Source organism: Dyadobacter fermentans DSM 18053 (assembly GCF_000023125.1).
GTDB classification, from domain to species: Bacteria; Bacteroidota; Bacteroidia; order Cytophagales; family Spirosomataceae; genus Dyadobacter; species Dyadobacter fermentans.
Map to the genome: position 1 here is coordinate 5,792,976 of NC_013037.1, position 17,459 is coordinate 5,810,434.

16 protein-coding genes are annotated in these 17,459 nt (G+C 50.9%); 8 read left to right on the forward strand and 8 right to left on the reverse strand.

What is annotated here, in order from left to right; all coding sequences use genetic code 11:
- Nucleotides 1-7: 7 nt before the first annotated feature.
- Nucleotides 8-901 carry a glycosyltransferase gene (locus tag DFER_RS23865; RefSeq protein WP_015814232.1) on the reverse strand — a complete coding sequence of 298 codons (894 nt, stop codon included), beginning with the start codon at nucleotides 899-901 and terminating at the stop codon, nucleotides 8-10.
- A 147-nt stretch (nucleotides 902-1,048) separates the two neighbouring features.
- Here DFER_RS23865 and wecB point away from each other — a divergent pair, with 147 nt between their 5' ends.
- Together wecB and DFER_RS23875 are read left to right on the forward strand one after the other, a co-directional pair.
- Nucleotides 1,049-2,155: a non-hydrolyzing UDP-N-acetylglucosamine 2-epimerase gene (gene wecB / locus DFER_RS23870; RefSeq protein ID WP_015814233.1), complete on the forward strand. Its 1,107-nt coding sequence runs from the start codon at nucleotides 1,049-1,051 to the stop codon at nucleotides 2,153-2,155.
- Nucleotides 2,156-2,232: 77 nt separating this feature from the next.
- Entirely contained in the window at nucleotides 2,233-3,651 is a 1,419-nt protein-coding gene (locus DFER_RS23875; protein WP_015814234.1) for an MATE family efflux transporter, read from the forward strand.
- A 32-nt stretch (nucleotides 3,652-3,683) separates the two neighbouring features.
- On the opposite strand, the gene DFER_RS23880 is transcribed toward DFER_RS23875, so the two are convergent.
- The 3 genes from DFER_RS23880 to DFER_RS23890 all read right to left on the reverse strand — a co-directional run bounded on the left by DFER_RS23880 (nucleotide 3,684) and on the right by DFER_RS23890 (nucleotide 7,053).
- The gene (locus tag DFER_RS23880) at nucleotides 3,684-4,568 is read right to left on the reverse strand and encodes an FkbM family methyltransferase (protein WP_015814235.1); all 885 of its coding nucleotides are present in this window, start codon (nucleotides 4,566-4,568) and stop codon (nucleotides 3,684-3,686) included.
- 105 nt (nucleotides 4,569-4,673) lie between these two features.
- A complete protein-coding gene (locus DFER_RS23885) occupies nucleotides 4,674-5,963 on the reverse strand; it encodes a LamG-like jellyroll fold domain-containing protein (protein WP_015814236.1) in 1,290 nt (429 codons plus the stop codon).
- Between the two features lie 97 nt (nucleotides 5,964-6,060).
- Nucleotides 6,061-7,053, reverse strand: a complete 993-nt coding sequence (locus DFER_RS23890) for a GNAT family N-acetyltransferase (RefSeq protein ID WP_015814237.1) — start codon at nucleotides 7,051-7,053, stop codon at nucleotides 6,061-6,063.
- A gap of 260 nt (nucleotides 7,054-7,313) precedes the next feature.
- Here DFER_RS23890 and DFER_RS23895 point away from each other — a divergent pair, with 260 nt between their 5' ends.
- From DFER_RS23895 to DFER_RS23905, 3 genes are all read left to right on the forward strand, one after another.
- Nucleotides 7,314-7,934 carry a response regulator transcription factor gene (locus DFER_RS23895; protein ID WP_015814238.1) on the forward strand — a complete coding sequence of 207 codons (621 nt, stop codon included), beginning with the start codon at nucleotides 7,314-7,316 and terminating at the stop codon, nucleotides 7,932-7,934.
- Between the two features lie 75 nt (nucleotides 7,935-8,009).
- Nucleotides 8,010-8,546, forward strand: coding sequence for an RNA methyltransferase (locus DFER_RS23900; protein WP_015814239.1), 537 nt, complete (start codon nucleotides 8,010-8,012; stop codon nucleotides 8,544-8,546).
- Nucleotides 8,547-8,680: 134 nt separating this feature from the next.
- A complete protein-coding gene (locus DFER_RS23905; protein ID WP_015814240.1) occupies nucleotides 8,681-9,121 on the forward strand; it encodes a hypothetical protein in 441 nt (146 codons plus the stop codon).
- A gap of 65 nt (nucleotides 9,122-9,186) precedes the next feature.
- On the opposite strand, the gene pgeF is transcribed toward DFER_RS23905, so the two are convergent.
- Nucleotides 9,187-9,957, reverse strand: a complete 771-nt coding sequence (pgeF, locus tag DFER_RS23910; RefSeq protein WP_015814241.1) for a peptidoglycan editing factor PgeF — start codon at nucleotides 9,955-9,957, stop codon at nucleotides 9,187-9,189.
- Nucleotides 9,958-10,175: 218 nt separating this feature from the next.
- On the opposite strand from pgeF, the gene DFER_RS23915 reads away from it, so the two are divergent.
- A complete protein-coding gene (locus DFER_RS23915) occupies nucleotides 10,176-11,168 on the forward strand; it encodes a glycosyltransferase family 2 protein (RefSeq protein ID WP_015814242.1) in 993 nt (330 codons plus the stop codon).
- A 35-nt stretch (nucleotides 11,169-11,203) separates the two neighbouring features.
- Here the strand turns inward: DFER_RS23915 and DFER_RS23920 are convergent, their stop codons facing one another.
- Nucleotides 11,204-11,716, reverse strand: coding sequence for a DinB family protein (locus tag DFER_RS23920; protein ID WP_041735470.1), 513 nt, complete (start codon nucleotides 11,714-11,716; stop codon nucleotides 11,204-11,206).
- Between the two features lie 211 nt (nucleotides 11,717-11,927).
- On the opposite strand from DFER_RS23920, the gene DFER_RS23925 reads away from it, so the two are divergent.
- Nucleotides 11,928-13,157, forward strand: a complete 1,230-nt coding sequence (locus tag DFER_RS23925; RefSeq protein WP_015814244.1) for a metallophosphoesterase family protein — start codon at nucleotides 11,928-11,930, stop codon at nucleotides 13,155-13,157.
- 27 nt (nucleotides 13,158-13,184) lie between these two features.
- Here the strand turns inward: DFER_RS23925 and DFER_RS23930 are convergent, their stop codons facing one another.
- Nucleotides 13,185-13,370 (reverse strand): hypothetical protein, encoded by a 186-nt coding sequence (locus DFER_RS23930; RefSeq protein ID WP_015814245.1) that lies wholly within the window; start codon nucleotides 13,368-13,370, stop codon nucleotides 13,185-13,187.
- A 135-nt stretch (nucleotides 13,371-13,505) separates the two neighbouring features.
- On the opposite strand from DFER_RS23930, the gene DFER_RS23935 reads away from it, so the two are divergent.
- On the forward strand, nucleotides 13,506-14,966 hold the full coding sequence (locus DFER_RS23935) for a gluconokinase (RefSeq protein ID WP_015814246.1): 1,461 nt from the start codon (nucleotides 13,506-13,508) through the stop codon (nucleotides 14,964-14,966).
- A 69-nt stretch (nucleotides 14,967-15,035) separates the two neighbouring features.
- On the opposite strand, the gene DFER_RS23940 is transcribed toward DFER_RS23935, so the two are convergent.
- On the reverse strand, nucleotides 15,036-17,411 hold the full coding sequence (locus DFER_RS23940; RefSeq protein ID WP_015814247.1) for a TonB-dependent receptor: 2,376 nt from the start codon (nucleotides 17,409-17,411) through the stop codon (nucleotides 15,036-15,038).
- Nucleotides 17,412-17,459 lie beyond the last annotated feature (48 nt).

A 17,459-nucleotide genomic window follows, 5' to 3' on the forward strand; every position in this document is an offset into this window, starting at 1 on the left:
TAATAGGTCAAATGCCGTATTTGACCTTGTTTTTTAATTTTAAAAGAAGCGGCAACCGGTAGTACCGGCCGAATGCGTGAATCATCCCGTCGTCAGGCCGGAGGTCGGGAGGCATCGTTACGGCCCCTTCCGACAGTTCATCCCCATATTCACCCGACTTAAAAGTAAAGTTAGTCCCGGTGCCGTCCGTTCCGATGTTTTTTATTTTGGAATGCACGGGATACAAGCCGTAAGCCCCGGTGCGAAACTGCGAATAAGTCCAGCGAATAGCCCACGAATCGATCACGCCCTGTTGCTGCTTGGCGAGCATAGGCCACAGGTCGTTCCCGCCCTTGTTGAATGCATCGCGCTGGGCTGCATCCGTTTTCAGCGCGACGAAGTCGCTTACCTGCCAGTCGGCTTCGGCCCATTTATCGGCCCAGGTGCCCCAGCCCCAGGAACTGGCCCGCGGCGCCAGGTAGACGTCGTGCGGGTAGTGCCCAGGCACAGCAATGGGCGGCGTGTAGCCGGTAACCGAAAAAATGTCGTCGCGGGAAGCGTAAGTATCCAGTGCCTGGTTCATGAACGACAGGAAATCCTTTGTGCTCAGCATGTCATCTTCAAGCACGATCACCTTCGGAAATTGGGAAAGGACAAAACTGACGCCTTCGATCACCGAGTTGGCCAGGCCCTTGTTCGTTTCGGCTTCGCGCACATGTACGGACCGGAAGCCTGTGACACCTGCCAGGTAGGTCCGTACTTCGTCCACACGCTGGCGGTCGGCCGTGTTTTTCGGACCATCGGAATATACAAACAGCTCACTTTCCGCTGCCAGCGTGTTCATCCGCAGGCTTTCCACCGTTTGCCGCAAATGTCCGGGGCGGTTATAGCAAAACAGGATGATGGGGGCGTGGGTGCGCATGCAGGCTATGGCAGTCAGATTTTGAATGGCAAAAGTATGGGATCGTTTCTAAATCACAATGCGTACATCCGTTGGTAAAAAGGCGAGGCCGGGAACTTTGGTGGCAAAACTGTGCTAAATTTGCAGGTCTACTGTCATTCAAATCATTTGAAGATCATCTGCGTGATGGGTGCCCGCCCGAATTTTATGAAGGTGGCTGCCCTGTACCGGGCTTTTTCGAAGCATCCGGGGTTTTCGGTAAAGCTGTTGCACACCGGCCAGCATCACGACGATGCGATGTACGGCGTCTTTTTAACACAGCTCGGTCTTCCGCACCCCGATTTCGCGCTCGGCATCCACGGCGGCTCGCATACCGAGCAGACGGCCCGGATCATGCTTGCATTTGAAAAAATAGTCAAAACGGAGCGCCCCGATGCCGTGCTCGTGGTAGGCGACGTGAATTCGAGCCTCGCCTGTGCGCTCGTGGCAGCCAAGGAGGGAGTGCTTTTATTTCACGTTGAGGCGGGGTTGCGGAGCGGCGACAGGACCATGCCCGAGGAAATCAACCGGCTGCTGATAGATCGGATTTCGGACGAACTGTTCGTATCGGAGGCGGGGGCGATGGCTAACCTGCTGGATGAGCACATTGCGCCTGAGCGGATGCATTTTGTCGGGAATGTGATGATCGATACGCTGGCGGCGTGCCGGGAAAATGCATTGAATAGGAATGTATTTGAGCAATTAGGACTGGTTAACAAAGGCTATGTGCTGATGACCATGCACCGCCCCGCCAATGTCGACACCCCCGAAGCCCTGGCCGCGGTAGTGGAGCTGATAGGCGCTGTCGGCAAGATGCGAAAGGTCGTTTTCCCCCTCCATCCGCGGACGAAGGCCAGTCTGGTGCGGAACGGGATGTTCGAAGAGTTCGAAAAAGCCAGCGGATTGGTCCTGCTTCCTCCCCAGGGATATTTCGAGTTCATCAACCTGATGGCGCATTCGGCTATGGTTATCACGGATTCGGGCGGGATTCAGGAGGAGACCACTTTTTTGGGAATACCTTGTGTAACATTGCGAAATAATACGGAACGACCGGCGACGATCGGGGAGGGGACCAATTATCTTGCCGGAGATTTGGCAGTTGATAAAACGATAGCACTTGTCGAACGGATTTTGAGCGGGAATGTAAAGAAACACGCACTACCGGTACTGTGGGACGGCCGCGCATCCGCGCGAATCGTTGAAATAATTGAAAGAAAATATTTAGTTAAAATATAGTGGGAATAATAGTTCGACAAAGCTTAAAGGCAGGAATAGGTTCCTACATCGGGGTTGGGATTGGTATTATCAATCAAATGTATGTGTCTACCAAATTTTTGTCGGTAGAGCAACTGGCCCTTACCCGTCTTCTGTTTGAGAATAGTTTGCTTTTTGCCGCTTTTGCGCATTTGGGTACGCCATTTATTGCGGATAAATTCTTTGGGAATTTTCGGGATGACGAGGAAGGGCATAATGGCATATTGCCTTTTTTATTAACGGTTCCGTTTATTGGTGGGATATTGTTTGCAATCCTCTATCTCTTATGTGCGGATTGGATACGCGAATATTACTCCACCAATTCGCCATTACTCATCCAATACCACATTCTGGTGATACCGCTTACATTTTTTTGGATGTACATGGCGGTTCTGGAATCCTATTGCCGGAACAATGCGCGAATTGCCGTCCCGAATTTCATTCGGGAGGTTTTTCTGAGGCTCGGGAATATGCTGCTGATCCTCATTTTTGGGTTTGGATGGATCAGCTTTGACCTGATGCTTTATTTAACCATCGCATCGTACGGGCTGAGCGTTTTTACATTGGCTATTTACATTAAACACCTGGGAAGATGGTATTGGCGAATGCCGAACAGGAATATCCTCACCCGTGGATTAATGAGGAATATGCTGGCTTACGGCAGCTTCACATTGCTTGGCGGAATAGGCGTGAACCTCATGCTGTTCATCGACCGATCCATGCTGGCCGGCGAGCGCGGACTCATTCAAACGGGGATTTTTATCATTGCAGCATACATCGCGGGCGTGATCGAAATTCCGAAAAAAGCTATTTCCCAAATTTCAATTCCGCTGCTTTCGACATCACTTACTAAGGGTGATTTCGAGCATGTGCGGTTAATTAACCGAAAATCGGCGCTCAACCAGCTGATTGCTGGCGGGCTGTTTTTTTTACTGATTTGGAGTAGTATTGATGAAATTTTTTACCTGATTCCCAAAGGTGAAACTTACCGGGAAGGAAAACTGGTCGTTCTTTTTCTGGCAATGGTAAAAGTATTTGATACAGCAACCGGCCTCAATACGGAAATCATTCTTTATTCGAGATTCTTCAAATTCGCGACCTATTTCATTATTGGTTCTGCTATTCTCGGCTTCTTTTTGAATGTATGGCTAATTCCGATTTACGGTTTCATCGGAGCGGCGCTGGCCACGATGTTAACCACATTAATATATTCACTCGTAAGGCTTTTCTTCGTGTGGCGTAAATTTCAGGTGCAGCCATTTACAATTGGTACTTTGAAAGTAACTCTGGTTTTAGCACTGCTTTACCTGACTACTTTCCTTGAACCGGAATATACTTTTACGAAATGGTCTGCGATGATGGCAATAGCCGTCCGGTCGGCAGTGTTTTGTCTGGCTTATGCGATACTGATTTTAAAATTGAGAGTGTCCGAAGAAATCGAGGGGATTTTTAACAACCTGAAAGCCCGCTTTTTATAATGCATTCAAATTGAAAAATGCATTCGGCTGCATCAGATCAGTTGTTTACGGAAACTGATTTTTCTGCCCATCTGAATGCGGCTTTTCACAAATTCAATATCTTTGAGATAAATCGTATTCTGAGGATTGGTGGTTGCCAGTTTTTCTAACTTCCTTTTAAAGGGATCGTAGCTGTATGGTGCAAATCCCAGGCTAAGCAGCTTATCGTGCAGGTAATTCTGCCCGAATTCGTATTGATCGGATAGGCCATTGGTTTCCATGATAATGACCCGCAGCTCCGGTCTGGCCAGTACTTCCGGCGCACCGTTTATCACATTGGCTTCGAACCCTTCCACGTCGATTTTGAGGAAGTTGACGTGTTTTTGGGCTAATAAACGGTCCAGCGAGTTTACAGCCACCTCGGTGGTATCCCCGTGAAAGTCCTCGCCGCTGCTGATCACGTGATTGACGGCATCCAGGCTGTTGGAAAAAACGAGTACTTCCTCCTTGTCGCCCACGCCCATATTCAGCAGCTCGGCACGGTCCTGCAAGCCATTATAAGCAACATTCCGCGAAAGTTTGGAATAGGTAGACGGGATCGGTTCAAATGCAATCGCTTGTGAGCCGGCAACGCCCGCGGCCAGCACGGTATACACGCCCACATTCGCGCCCACATCTACAAAAGTGTCCTCCGGGCGCAGGTAATGCATCAGGAAAAACATTTCGTACAGGTCATACAAGCCGGTGTAGACTTGAAGTTCCGCACTGGACATGCCTTTTTCAACAACCAGCGAAGTATTTTCGACAAACGGGTAGACAATCGGATGGCGGTGCAGGCGGATGACCACGCCCCTTGTAAAGAAGGTCAGGAGCGCACTGATCTTTTTATTCTGGTTAAGCGGGTGACTCAGTATGGTCTTGATGGTCTTTAACTTCATTCGAATGTCAACGGTTTTCAGGCCGCGCTGGGAAATTTGAGGCTACTAATGTAGCATATTTGGCTGCTGTAAGCAAAATCCCGCCGCCAGCCACGGCCCGGCCAGCTAGTAAACGACCATCACGCTGCCTTTTTGGATCAGCTTTTCACCCGACAGAATTCTGAATGCGTAGCTGCCCGACGGAACAACTTTGCCCCGGTAAGTACCGTCCCATTCGTGGCCGCCGCTTTTGGAAGCGTATATCACTTCGCCCCAGCGGTTGAAGACCATTAAACGGAAGTCTTTGATGCTGTCGGTGTTATAAATCTTCCAACTGTCGTTCTTGCCGTCCTCATTGGGAGTGAAAATATCGGGAACGTGTAGCCGGGAAGTTTCTTCGGGAGGATTGGCACAGGCATTCACTTCCAGAAGTGAAATCACTTCGAATGGCTCCGGCTGGACGAAACACGAGCGATCGAAATCGACTTTAAGCCCAACGTGGATGGTGTAAGCGGCGCCTCTGTCTTCGGTGGCGAGCATGAGCTGCGCCGATGATTCCGACTGCTCCGCTCCGTCGACTACCCATTTGAAAATTCCTCCTGGCCGGTCGGAAACTGCATTCAATGCAACCGTATTTCCGCCGCATATCGGCTTATTGTCTCTCAGGATTCCTCCTTTAACGGGTTCCTGCTGAACTTCCGGCCCCTGATAAAGGGCAGCGATTTCTTCTTCGTTGAGCGGACGGTTGTACAAGTGAATATCGTCTATCCGCGCATGTGCCGCTTGTCCTTCATTGTTGCGTGCGCCGATCGTAGCGCGGACGACGCCTGTGCCGTAAAAAGCCTTCTGGCCGTTCACGCTATTGGAACAAACCATCCGGCCATTGATATAAAAGAGGTAATCCGTCTCAGTTTTGACCAAAACCAAGTGGTACCACTTGCCTATCGGTTCAATCGAGGCGCCGGAGCAAAGTACATTGTTGGCAACGCCGAGGTAGGAGCCATGTGAAAAGCCGGTATGCCTGGAATCGGAATAATGATCGCCAAACAGAATGTGCTGGTCGCCGAAGCTGCTGCCGACGGAAAAGAGGAACAATGCGGTGGACGGTGCCGGAATTACGTCTGGATTTACCCAGATAGAATAGGTGAATGTGTTGATTTGTAAGTCTTTCGGGCTGATCTCGATCACGTCATCGATCCCGTCGAACTGGTAGGCAGCGTCGGGATTGCCAAAACGGTCGGTGGCGAGCTGCGCGCCGCGGACGGTGCCGTCGTTGCCCATCGGGCTGAAATCCCTGGCGTTCCCGGAAAACGGATAGCAACCGATCAGGCCGCGGTTCAGATCGACCTCTCCGTGTACGGAAATGGCGGCGCAAACCGTCAGAAACATGGTCAGGATTCCGCGCAATAGGTTCATAACAATAGCAAGGTCGTCAAATAGGGAGGAATGCGGACGCCGCAGGGTGCGTCCAATCAGACGGAAATTTAATGGGAATTTAGCGGTTACAAAAATGTTACAGCAAAGCCTTGTAAATAATCTTCACACACTCCCGCCCGCCGATATTCTTTTTAAACCTGGCAAGCGATGGCTTATGATTTCCGTGGTGATCGAGCGAAATCCCGAGGTCTAGGATATCTATACCATTGCACCGGCAGTAGTCATATGCGGCTTCGAAGAGCGGCAACGACGGGCTTAGTGACCGCAGTTCTTCAAGGTACGCCGAAACGAAAGTGTAAAGGATCTTATCGCTCACTTTTACAGCAATCAGGACGGCTTTGGGCGCAGTGCCCTGCCAGGCGCTGAATACGAGCATGTCCGCAGCCAAATGGTGCGCAAGATCAATCAGCCGCTCCGCTGATAAGGATAGCTGGTAGTGGTGCTGGGCGAAGCAGCGGGAAAGAAGCTGCGCGAGTTCGGGGCGGAAAATGCCCTGGTCGACGGTGACGAGCAGTCCGCTTTTTTTGCCTTTTGATAAACGGCGCCGCTCCGGTGGCTCAATTATTTGCATAAAAGCCTCACCTGCAATAGGAATATAATGATTAGAATAGGTATGATTGGGGAAAAAACCGGCTGACACGTAACTGTGGTGGCAGGTTTCATGGTCGGTTGGCGCGTAACATGCGGGCGCGGTTTTGATCACAATGGACTGTCCGCCCTGTTGCGCAATCCACTCGCGGGCGCACCGGAGCAGGAATGCCAGCCGGGCTTCGCTGCAAGGTTGCAGGGGCAGTACTCCGCCGAAAGGCGCCGAAGGTGGCGAAATCCATTCATGAACGCCTGAGAGGCAGTGGAATACGGCCAAAATGACGGCGGATTCTTTGGAAGTTAGAATAAATGAATAAATTACGTCAGAACTCTGGAAAAGGAGATTTTCCCTGTGGAAGAAGAGCCACGGTACCGTAGCGGAAAAAGGGGCGTGGGGCGCCGGGAATACATCCACGCGGCTGTCGCCGTCGGTCCAGGAGCTTAATGAAGTGTGTGTAAAATTATTACTGACCGGGCGCAAAAGTTATAAGATGTGTGTTAAATGTGCTCAGATCAAGGAATTTGATAAAATATTGATATACTAATTTGATATTTTTTATGTTTAATACAATGCTGATTACTATTTTTGTTAATTCATCAAATCAGTTCAATGAGAATGTACAAGATTGTACTGGTTGGTAATCAGGATATTCAAACAAGGGCAATCATCATGCTGGAAATTGATTGTCCGGATTCATTTGACACCAGTAGTTTTTTACATCCATCGGACCCAACCCATCCATGAAACACATACTGATCGCCGAAGACCACGCAGTGGTAAGAATCGGTACCAAACACCTCCTCAAATCACTAATTCCGGATTCAACTATTTCGGACGTTGACGATTTTGACAAAATTCTTCAGGAACTGGAAACAAAGGCCTATGACCTCCTGATCCTGGATATCAATATCCCGGGCGGCAATACCACCAAAATGGTCGAAACGATCCGGACCAAATCGCCCGGTATCCGAATCCTGATGTTTTCGAGCTATGACGAACAGCTGTACGGCCTGATGTACCTCCAAGCAGGTGCCGACGGATACCTTTCGAAAGATGCGCCCGAAGAAGAGTTCAAAACCGCCGTTATGAGCGTTTTGAACAATAAAAAATACATGAGCGAAGATATGCAGCAAATGAATATCAATCGCCTCATCAATCCGAAGGAATACATGCCGGACCCGATCGTGAGCCTCTCGCCACGCGAAACCGACGTGATGAACCTTTTGAAGGAGGGACTAGGTACCGCCAAAATCGCAGAAAAACTGAATTTGCAGCTTTCTACCGTGAGTACCTACAAAGCCCGGATTTTTGAAAAACTGGGTGTGAAAAACATCGTAGAATTGATTACAAAGATCAAGTAATTGCATTAATGCATACGAAAAAAGGTTTCTGTACCCCGTGCAGAAACCTTTTTTTATGAAATCAATAAGCGTAAAATGCGTAAGCTGAGTGTAGATGAAATGGGCCGGATGTCGGTCGATGAGTTCAGGGAATCGGAGAAGTTCCCATTAGTAATTGTTTTGGATAATATCAGAAGTTTGAATAACATCGGATCGTTTTTCCGGACTGCCGATGCGTTCAGGGCTGAAAAAATAGTGCTTTGCGGATACACGCAGCAGCCGCCTCACCGTGAGATCACGCGGAGCGCGCTGGGCGCCGAAATGGCGGTGGCGTGGGAGAAAAACCCGAGCGCCGTCGACGCGGTGAATGCTTTGAAATCCCAGGGCTACAACGTGTGGTGCGTGGAGCAGGCCGAGGGTAGCGTGCTGTTGCAGGATTTTGAGCCGGCAGCGGGTGACCCCTACGCATTTGTATTTGGAAATGAGGTGGAAGGCGTGGCTGACGAGGTGATCGCGGCATCGGATGGTTGCCTGGAAATTCCGCAGTTTGGAACCAAGCATTCGTTCAACGTTTCGGTGTCGGCGGGGATCGTATTATGGGACTATATCAGGAAAAAGATAACAGAAAAATAATATGAAAAATTTGCTATTTATAAATTAATAATTGGTATTTGTAGGTTATTGTCTGGCCACAATTCAGACGCGAATTCCTCCCGTTCAGAGGGCTACGCTCCATGTATTATTAATGAATTCTTAATATCAGATTTATGAAATCCGCGACCAAGAAGTTATCGACAGAGCTTGCTGAAACACTTACCGGAAAAATTGAAGCAGTATCTGCCGGTTCGAAAAAAATAAAGAAATCGATCGAGAAAGCGGCTGCGAAACTGGCCAAAAAAGTAGCCAAATTCGAAAAGGAAAACCAGAAGAGAAAAGCGAAGGAAGCTAAAAACGCCGAGAAGAAATCGAAAGACAAAAAAGAAGGCAAGAAAAGTAAAGCCGAGAAGGCCGAAAAAGTAGCTGCATTGGTAGCAGCGGCATCGTCCAAAGCGCCGGTAGCTGCGCCCGCTAAGCCGACCGTCGGCAAGGAAGCCAGCGCGCCGAAAGTTGCTGCAAAACCTGCCGCAGCGAAAGCTGCACCTGCCAAACCGGCCGTAGCGCCGAAAACAGATGCCCCTGCGGCCGCTCCCGCTTCCGACAACGCATAATCAGCAGAACATTCCGTGCAAACGACCAGCAGCGAATCCGTTGCTGGTCGTTTGGCATTATAAGGTCAATGTATCCGGCCTATCGTCACCAGCAGGCGGCCCGTCAGGCCTCGCTCGGCGCGGTGAGAGAAGTAATCGTGGTTGTGAATTACGGTTGAATAGGGCGATACTTCGATGTTCCCGGGCCTTACGCCGCTGCGTATGAGCTGGTCACGGTTGGAGGCTTTCAGGTCCACGAAAAATTTGCCGGTGGCATCGTCCCGGCGCTTGTAGTGCGCCGCGAAATGCTGCGCTACATCGTCGCCGACCTCAAAACTGCATTCATCAATACAAGTACCCACATAGCCGAAGCAATCGTCGGCCTTCGTGCCGTAGTTGGCGCTCATCACCGCCACCGTCTTTTCCACGATTCCGCCCACCGTCCCGCGCCAGCCGGCATGAATGGCGGCCACGGCGCCTGTTTTGGGGTCATAAATGAGGATCGGGGTGCAATCGGCCACGGTGACGGCCAGCTGAATGCCCGTTACATTGGTGACGAGGGCGTCGAAACCTTCAAAACGTGCGGGCTCGGTGACGGTCACAATGTCGGTCCCGTGCACTTGATGCGCCTTCGCAACCTGCCCGAACTGAATGCCCAATGCGCCGAAGAAAATCAGGTTGTTTTGCATGATGTTCTCGGGCGAATCCTGTGAGCCGCCGAGGTTGAGCGAGGCGTAATGGCCCGTGCTTACGCCACCGTGCCGTGTACTTTCAGCGGCAACGAGTTCAGGGAATTGGTTGAATATCTGTGGTTTGCGGAATAATGGTTGTGGGTCGGTCGTAGGAGAAGCAGGCATTCGTCAGCATTTATGGGGAAACGGTACCAAAATTAAACGATCGCGACGCCGGTTTCATGCCGTACCGAATTTATTTTCATGCATCGGGGTTATCTGCGCGGGAGCACCGCCGCAGGAGCATTCCGAAATCACCGTAAAGTAGCCGGGAGACAGAATTTTGCCGATAATTAAGCTAAATTTGCCTTCGGCGACTCCGCTTATTCAATGATACAGTGACTATGATAAAAGTGAGCGTGTGTGTAGTCACCTACAACCACGAAAAATTTGTAGCGAAAATGCTGGACTCGATCCTGATGCAGCAAACTACATTTGATTTCGAGATCGTGGTGGGGGATGATTACTCCAAAGACAACACCCGTGCGATATTGACCGAGTACCAGCAACGCTTCCCCGATAAGATCCGGCTCTTGTTACACCCGAAAAACATGGGCCTCAACGGAAAGTTCAACGCATTATCCACCTTTGCCGCGGCGAAGGGGGAATACATTGCGCAGTTCGACGGCGACGACTATCTGCTCGTTCCGGATAAGCTGCAAAAGCAGGTTGAAATGATGGATGCTAACCGGCATTACTCCGCCTGTTTCCACAATGCAAGGGTGATTTACGATGACAATGCTGCGCCCCCGCACCTCGTCAATTGGATTAATAAAAAAGAATTTACGGTGGACGACCTCATCGGTGAGGACGAGCTTTGCTTCATCGCCACGTCGAGCCTGATGTTCCGCCGGGAGGATTTTGCGAAAAATCCTGATCCCGAATGGACCAACCGCTCCACCAGCGGCGACATTCCCCGCAACATCATGCTCGCAACCCGCGGACCGATCGGTTATATTGATGAAGTAATGTCGGTGTACCGCAAGCAGCGCGGAGGGGCCAGTTTTGCGGATAATCACTATGGGAAGGACTTTCTTTTCAACCGCATTGAGATGTATTCCAATATTGATAAGGAGTTGAAATACCAATACCACGACCGGCTCACGAAGAATATCGCGACGTACTACTACAAAATGCTGTTTTCGAGGGAATACGGCCACACTTACTGGCCGAGGGTCAAATATGCCGTGAAATACCTTTCAATGGCCGATCCCGCGCCCGAGCGACGGAAAGAGGTGATCAGGGACTTCATCATCCCGCCGGTTTTTATGAAGATTTACAGCTTTTTCGCGCTGAACCTCTACAACCTGAAAAGTAAGGTTTCGGGGCAGAGCTGATAACAAAACGGCCGCTTTCGAAGCGGCCGTTCTCATCAGAATAACTTCTCTTTCGGCGGAGTGGCGCCTTTCATGCGGATGTACGGCGTGGTTTGTCCGCGGTGGTGCGTTTGGTGTTCGAATGCCTTCTCAAACGCGGTGCCGGCTTTCATGTCCATTCCGAATACTTTCACATCCTTTGCCAGATCGGCGTCCGTCATACCTTTCAATGCGGCAATTACGAAATCGTAACTTTCCAAAACCCCTTTCGTGACCGCGGCCTTGGATTGATCGGCCATTTTTTCGAGCGAGCCTTCGGGTTTTGCCTTGCCTGTTGCCGACGATACGAATAGATAATTAGCATCGCCGAGGTGGTCCATTTGCTGGGCAAATGACCGGATTTCAGGGGTCGGTTTCAATGCATAACCGTCTTCGGGCATTGCGTCAAGGTATTCTTTCGTGTAAGCTTTCGCGCGCTCCCAGTCGGCCAGGTACTTCGCGGTCATCGTTTGGGCGGATGCAACTTTGCCCGCCATTAAAAACAGACAGATAATAGCAATTCTTCTCATCCGATTTTTTTGTTTGGTGGTTGATTAATTTTCGCGAAAGGTAGCGGGAAGGATTACGATTGTCAATATGTGCGGGAATATTTAAAGAAACGATTATGTATCAATGGGTTACATATTTCAATTTGCTTTTCAAGAAAATCAGGCACGATCGTTGCCCTTGTGTGGCATATTGTTTTAATTAACACCCATACCATGCACTAATCCTGCTGATATGCCCGAAAACCCCGAAGAACGCGCCCAGAAATACCTCGACCTTGGCCACAGCGAAGCCGAGAACCATGCCAAAACCCAGTTGGAACTGTACGAAAAACGCGTGCAGCAAACGTCGTCGGTCACCAACGTCATCTCCGAATTTTTCAAAACCAATCTCATCGGCTTTGCCTGGCATTACCTGCGGAGCCGTTTCGGGGCGAGGCATCCTTACCAGGCCTACCCGCGCAATGGCGACACCGGCATTTATCCCTTGCAATCGTCGATCGCGGCGAGGGAGGAGATCAGCATTGCATTGCTTTCGGATTGGGCCAGCGATACGGCCGAATCCGATGCCGTGGCTAATCTCGTTTCCAGGCATGCACCCGACTACACCATTCACATGGGCGATATTTACTTTGTAGGCACGCCGAAGGAAATCGAAGAGAATTTCACGGCGCCTTATGCATCGTGGTATTACGGCGCTTCGGGCAGCCTTGCATTGTCGGGTAATCATGAGATGTATTCCAATGGCAATGCGTTTTTTCAACACCTGCTTCCCGCTATGTACGCGCAGGTGGGCGAGGTGCGAAAAACGCAGCAGGCCGGGTTTTTCTGCCTCGAAAACGAATACTGGCGCATTATCGGGATTGATACCGGCTACACATCGGTAGGAAGGCCGTTTTTCGAAATCCTGTCGCCGCCGGATTGCCATTTGCGGAAAGAGCAGGTTGCATGGCTGCGCGACGTCGTGAAGCTGGGCGATCCGCTCGATACCCGGGGCATTGTTTTCCTGAGCCATCATCCGTACATGTCGGCGTTTCGGGAAGAATACAAGCGGCCGGGCGAGCAGCTGCAAAAGCTGATGGGCGATGCGCAGCGGCCGGTAGTGTGGATGTGGGGCCACGATCACCGGCTGGTGGCCTACCGGTTCGACAGGAACGGCAATGGACCGCAGGCTTATGGCCGCTGCATCGGTCACGGCGGGCTACCCGTGGAGGTGAGGCCGCCTGATGCGGGGGAAGCGCATAAGATCGAATTTTACGATACGCGCGTGCGGAAGCAGATCAAAAGACACGCGCTGGGCTACAATGGCTTTGCCAGACTGCTGCTGCGGAATGAAAAGCTGATAGCCGAGTACCGCGACCTCGAAGATACCTGTGTAATGGAAGAGAGCTGGACGGTAAACAAAGCAAACGGCCAACTCGATTGGGAAGTTGTTAAAACCCTTCCTGAGCTGGCCGTTCGGTAAATATAAAAAGCCCTTGCGGGCGCAAAATCAATGGTGATCGTCGTGGCTTTTATCTCTGTAAAATGCTGCGAAAGTCACAACCAGACCGATGGTTCCGAGGATGAATGTGAACAGATCGCCAAATACTGCCAGGAGGATGAAAAGGATAATGAACGCTGCAATGTAAGCGAAACTTGGCAGCGATGTGGATTCGGTATGTGATGTTTCAGACATATTCGGAATGAATTAATAGCTTTCGATGCTGCGAAAATAATAAATCAATCCCAAAATCCATACTTTTGTTTCAGTAATCACAGGTCGCCATTCTCCGGCGCGGGAATGCGATTTTTGCCTCTAAAACAATTTCCAATGCCCTATATTATCGGTTGTGATATCGGCACAACGAACGTCAAATCAGTTGCTTTCGATACTATTTCCGGCGAAATACTCGCCTCGCATAGTGAAAGCTATGAAATGAATCATCCGCAGCCGGATTGGAGTGAACAAGACCCGGAAGAGATTTTTCAGGCGGCCGGCAAGACGTTGAAAACAGTGATTTCCGAATGCAAGGCCGAAGGTGACCCGGTCGGGATCAGTTTCAGCGCCGCCATGCACGGGGTGCTGGCGCTGGATAAGGACGGCAAGCAGCTCACCAACCTGATCATCTGGGCCGATAACCGCAGCGCCGACGTCGCTACGAAGCTGAGGGCATCGCAGGTCGGCAAGAAGATCTACAACAACAACGGCACGCCCATTCATGCCATGACGCCCGTGTGCAAGTTGTTGTGGATGAAGAAGAACGAGCCTGAACTCTACCGCAAAACCGCCCGCTTTGTGGGTGTTAAAGAATACATCGTATACCGGCTTACGGGCGAATTTCTCGTCGATTATTCCATCGCTTCGGCCACGGGGATGTTCAATATCCGCGAGTTGCAATGGGACGCCTACACTTTGAAGAAACTGGGATTAAAAGTTGAAAAACTGCCCAAAGCCGTTTCGCCTTATCACATTGTAAAATTGCCCGAAAGCAATGCCGCCGGGTTGCCCGAAGGCATTCCGCTCATTATGGGCGCGAGCGACGGCTGCCTGGCCAACCTGGGCAGCGGGGCCATCCGAACAGGCTCTATGGCGGTGACGATCGGGACGAGCGCGGCGGTGCGGATTTGTTCCGGCAAACCTTACTCGGACCCGCTGATGCAAACGTTCTGCTATGTACTCGACGAGAAAACCTACATCGTCGGCGGCCCGTCGAACAACGGCGCAGTGATTTTCGAATGGCTCATGAACACTTTTTTCCCAAAGGAGGAGTATGAGGCGGTTTTCAAGGAAGCGGAAGGCATTAAACCGGGAGCGGAAGGGCTATTATTCTATCCTTACCTCCTGGGCGAGCGTGCGCCGCTGTGGAGCTCGTCCGTCCGCGGGGGATTCTCCGGCCTGGACATCACCCACACGCGTGCACATTTTGCGAGGGCGGTGATGGAAGGCATTCTGCTTAATTTGTTCGGCATTGGCAAGGTGCTCATGGAGATGCAGGAAATCGATACCATATATGCCAATGGCGGCTTCGCGCGGAGCGCTACCTGGGTGCAAATGCTCTCGGATGTGTTCGGGAAGGCGGTGAAGCTCAACGAAACCGTCGAGACAGGAGCCGTAGGAGCAGCCATGATGGGCCTGAAAGCCTTGGGACTGGCCAAAAATTTCTCCGAACTCACCGCATTCACACAGGTAGGAAAGGAGTTCGACCCCGAAAAGAAGGTGCACGAACAATACGACGCTCTGTCACAGAAATTTGCCAAAGGCGCCCAGTTAATGCTGGCCCACGCCGTGTAACATCAAATACCATTAACGCACAAAAAAGGCTTCCGATTGGAAGCCTTTTTGCATTTGATCAACTAGCTGTTAAAACTTATAGGTAACGCTCAAACGATAGTTTCTCGGAGGATCTGCCTGCCAGTAGTAGGCTTTCAACCAATCGTAGTAACCGCCGCTATACAGGTATTTGTCCAGGATGTTGAACACGTTCGCAGTGAGGCGGATATTGTTTTTCTCCCAGAAAACCCCACCGTCCAGTTTGAAATAATCGGGTTGGTTGAGGGCAGTGTTCGTGGTCGACCAGTTGGTGGTGGCGCGGCCGGCGAGGTATGTGAAACCTGCGGAAATACCGGCGTTTTTCAACGAACCGTGCTGCACTTTATAGCTCAGCCATGCATTGGTAGTATGTTTGGCATAACCCGGAACCAGGTCGCCCACTTTCATGTCTGTGATACCTTCGGCAAGCTTCGTCACTTCGGCGATGGTGTAGGCATAGTTAGCAGTAAGGTTCAGGCCATTAATGATCGTACCGCGAAGGTCGAATTCCACACCCTGGGCCCTTTTCTGGCCCAGCACAATGCTCAGCCCAGACGCTTGGCTCTCAGGATCGCCTGTGAGCTCATTATTTTTCAAAATCCGGTAGAATGCCAGCGTTGTATTCCAGCGGCCTTCCGCCCAGTCGCGTTTCACACCAAACTCGGTGTTGTTACCCGTGATGGGTTTTACGGAACCACCGTTCTTCAAACGGCCCGATTGGGGGATGAATGCCTGGTCGTACAATGCATATAATGAAGTGTTTTTAGTCAGCGAAACGCTCAATCCAACGCGCGGCGTGAAATGTTTGGCCTCGTCGTTCGGGCCTCCGTATGCCGATTGTTTCACGTAGGTATACCGACCAGCCAATGTCAGACGGATACGGTTATCCAGGAAGCCGAGTTCGTCTTGCAGGTATAGGCCTGTATAATCCTGGTTCTGCAAGCCGCCGCCTGCCGCTGCACGGGATTCGAGGTTCATAGCGCGATCAAATACCGGGAAACCCATTACCGGCGTGCCGTAGTAAGGATTTTTCGGATCAAATTCGGCACCGGCTGAGTCCAGCGCGTAGGATTGCGACCAGTCGGCGAAGTAGTTTTTGCTACCCAGATCGATTCCGCCGAGAATGCGGTGCCGCACAGCGCCGGTTTTCACGTCACCGTTAACAAACACCTGGCCAAGCGTCATTTCACTTTTTGCATCCCAAAGGCCTACGCCGCGGTACATTAGTCCGCTCGGTTTGATAGAATCCGGCCACATGCTGCTGCCTGCCAGTTGGTAATTGAAATAACCCACTTGCGCAGTCAATTTCCAGTCTGAATTAATCTGGTGCTGCAAGTTCACGAACACACTGTGGTCGTTGATCTTGGTAGGAGCCAGGCCCTGAGGCATCGTGGTGAAATCACGCGGCAATGTGGCGTAGCCATCCGGCGAGAACACGTAGAACGACCCTACGTTCGACATTTTCGCGTATTGCAATGTGTATTCGGCCGTCAGTTTGGTCTTTTCGTCGATTTGGTAAGACACCACCGGCGCGATGCTGTAACGGTTGTTGTATTCAAAGGGGCGGAAAGAGCCTTTGTTCTGTGCCGCCACATTGAGGCGGTAAAGGAATTTGCTATCCTTGCTCAGTTTGCCGTCGAGGTCGAGGGTGGCGCGGTATAGGCCGAAGCTGCCCACACTGAATGCCACCTCACCTTTATCCTGGCCGGTCGGCTTTTTGGTAACCACGTTATACAATCCGCTCGGATCGCCGTTGGCCAGCATAAAACCTGCCGGGCCTTTCACGAATTCAATATGGTCCACGAAGCTCATATCTTCTGTCAGCGGGCCCCAGTAGGAGTTTACCACATTGAAACCGTTGCGGAAAGCCTGGATTTGCGAGCCGCGCATGCTGATATTGGCATACATATCGCCCCAGTGTTCCAGACGAACGGCGCCGCTCACGTTGCGAATCAGTCCGTCGCTCATGCTGATGATCTGCTGGTCGGCGAGTACTTTGGATGTTACAACCTGTACGTTCTGAGGAGTTTCCAGAATGGGTGTGAGGAGTTTCATGCTGGATGAAAACTGGTCCGATTTGTAGCTGGTACCGCTCTTTACGATCACTTCCTGCAATTCGTTCGCATTTTCGGAGAGTGTGAAGGAAACGTTCACCGTTTCGCCCGCAGCGACAGAAACTTCCTTCTCCTGCGTGGCCACGCCTACAAAGCTTACGAGTAGAGTGTAGGTGCCAGGTTTTACCCTTTCAATTGTGAATTTTCCTTGATTGTCGGAGATCGCACCACGAGCGGTTCCTTTAATTCCCACCGAAACCTGCTCTGCCGGTTGCCCATCCGAGCTCAGTATCTGTCCTGATATTCTGCCGTTTTGCGCGAATGCGGACACGCTCGTCAGCAGGACTAGGATTAAAATATAAAAGTTTTTCATTTTATTTAAAATTGGACTAAATAGTTAACGAGCCGCAAATATCAGTCG

Coding starts and splice junctions, on each gene's coding strand:
- DFER_RS23930 (WP_015814245.1), bottom strand. CDS start 13,370: ATGTCTGAAACATCACATACCGAATCCACATCGCTGCCAAGTTTCGCT.
- DFER_RS23925 (WP_015814244.1), top strand. CDS start 11,928: ATGCCCGAAAACCCCGAAGAACGCGCCCAGAAATACCTCGACCTTGGC.
- DFER_RS23875 (WP_015814234.1), top strand. CDS start 2,233: ATGTATGTGTCTACCAAATTTTTGTCGGTAGAGCAACTGGCCCTTACC.
- DFER_RS23915 (WP_015814242.1), top strand. CDS start 10,176: ATGATAAAAGTGAGCGTGTGTGTAGTCACCTACAACCACGAAAAATTT.
- pgeF (WP_015814241.1), bottom strand. CDS start 9,957: ATGCCTGCTTCTCCTACGACCGACCCACAACCATTATTCCGCAAACCA.
- DFER_RS23885 (WP_015814236.1), bottom strand. CDS start 5,963: ATGAACCTATTGCGCGGAATCCTGACCATGTTTCTGACGGTTTGCGCC.
- DFER_RS23900 (WP_015814239.1), top strand. CDS start 8,010: ATGCGTAAGCTGAGTGTAGATGAAATGGGCCGGATGTCGGTCGATGAG.
- DFER_RS23865 (WP_015814232.1), bottom strand. CDS start 901: ATGCGCACCCACGCCCCCATCATCCTGTTTTGCTATAACCGCCCCGGA.
- DFER_RS23920 (WP_041735470.1), bottom strand. CDS start 11,716: ATGAGAAGAATTGCTATTATCTGTCTGTTTTTAATGGCGGGCAAAGTT.
- DFER_RS23905 (WP_015814240.1), top strand. CDS start 8,681: ATGAAATCCGCGACCAAGAAGTTATCGACAGAGCTTGCTGAAACACTT.
- DFER_RS23880 (WP_015814235.1), bottom strand. CDS start 4,568: ATGAAGTTAAAGACCATCAAGACCATACTGAGTCACCCGCTTAACCAG.
- DFER_RS23935 (WP_015814246.1), top strand. CDS start 13,506: ATGCCCTATATTATCGGTTGTGATATCGGCACAACGAACGTCAAATCA.
- DFER_RS23940 (WP_015814247.1), bottom strand. CDS start 17,411: ATGAAAAACTTTTATATTTTAATCCTAGTCCTGCTGACGAGCGTGTCC.
- DFER_RS23895 (WP_015814238.1), top strand. CDS start 7,314: ATGAAACACATACTGATCGCCGAAGACCACGCAGTGGTAAGAATCGGT.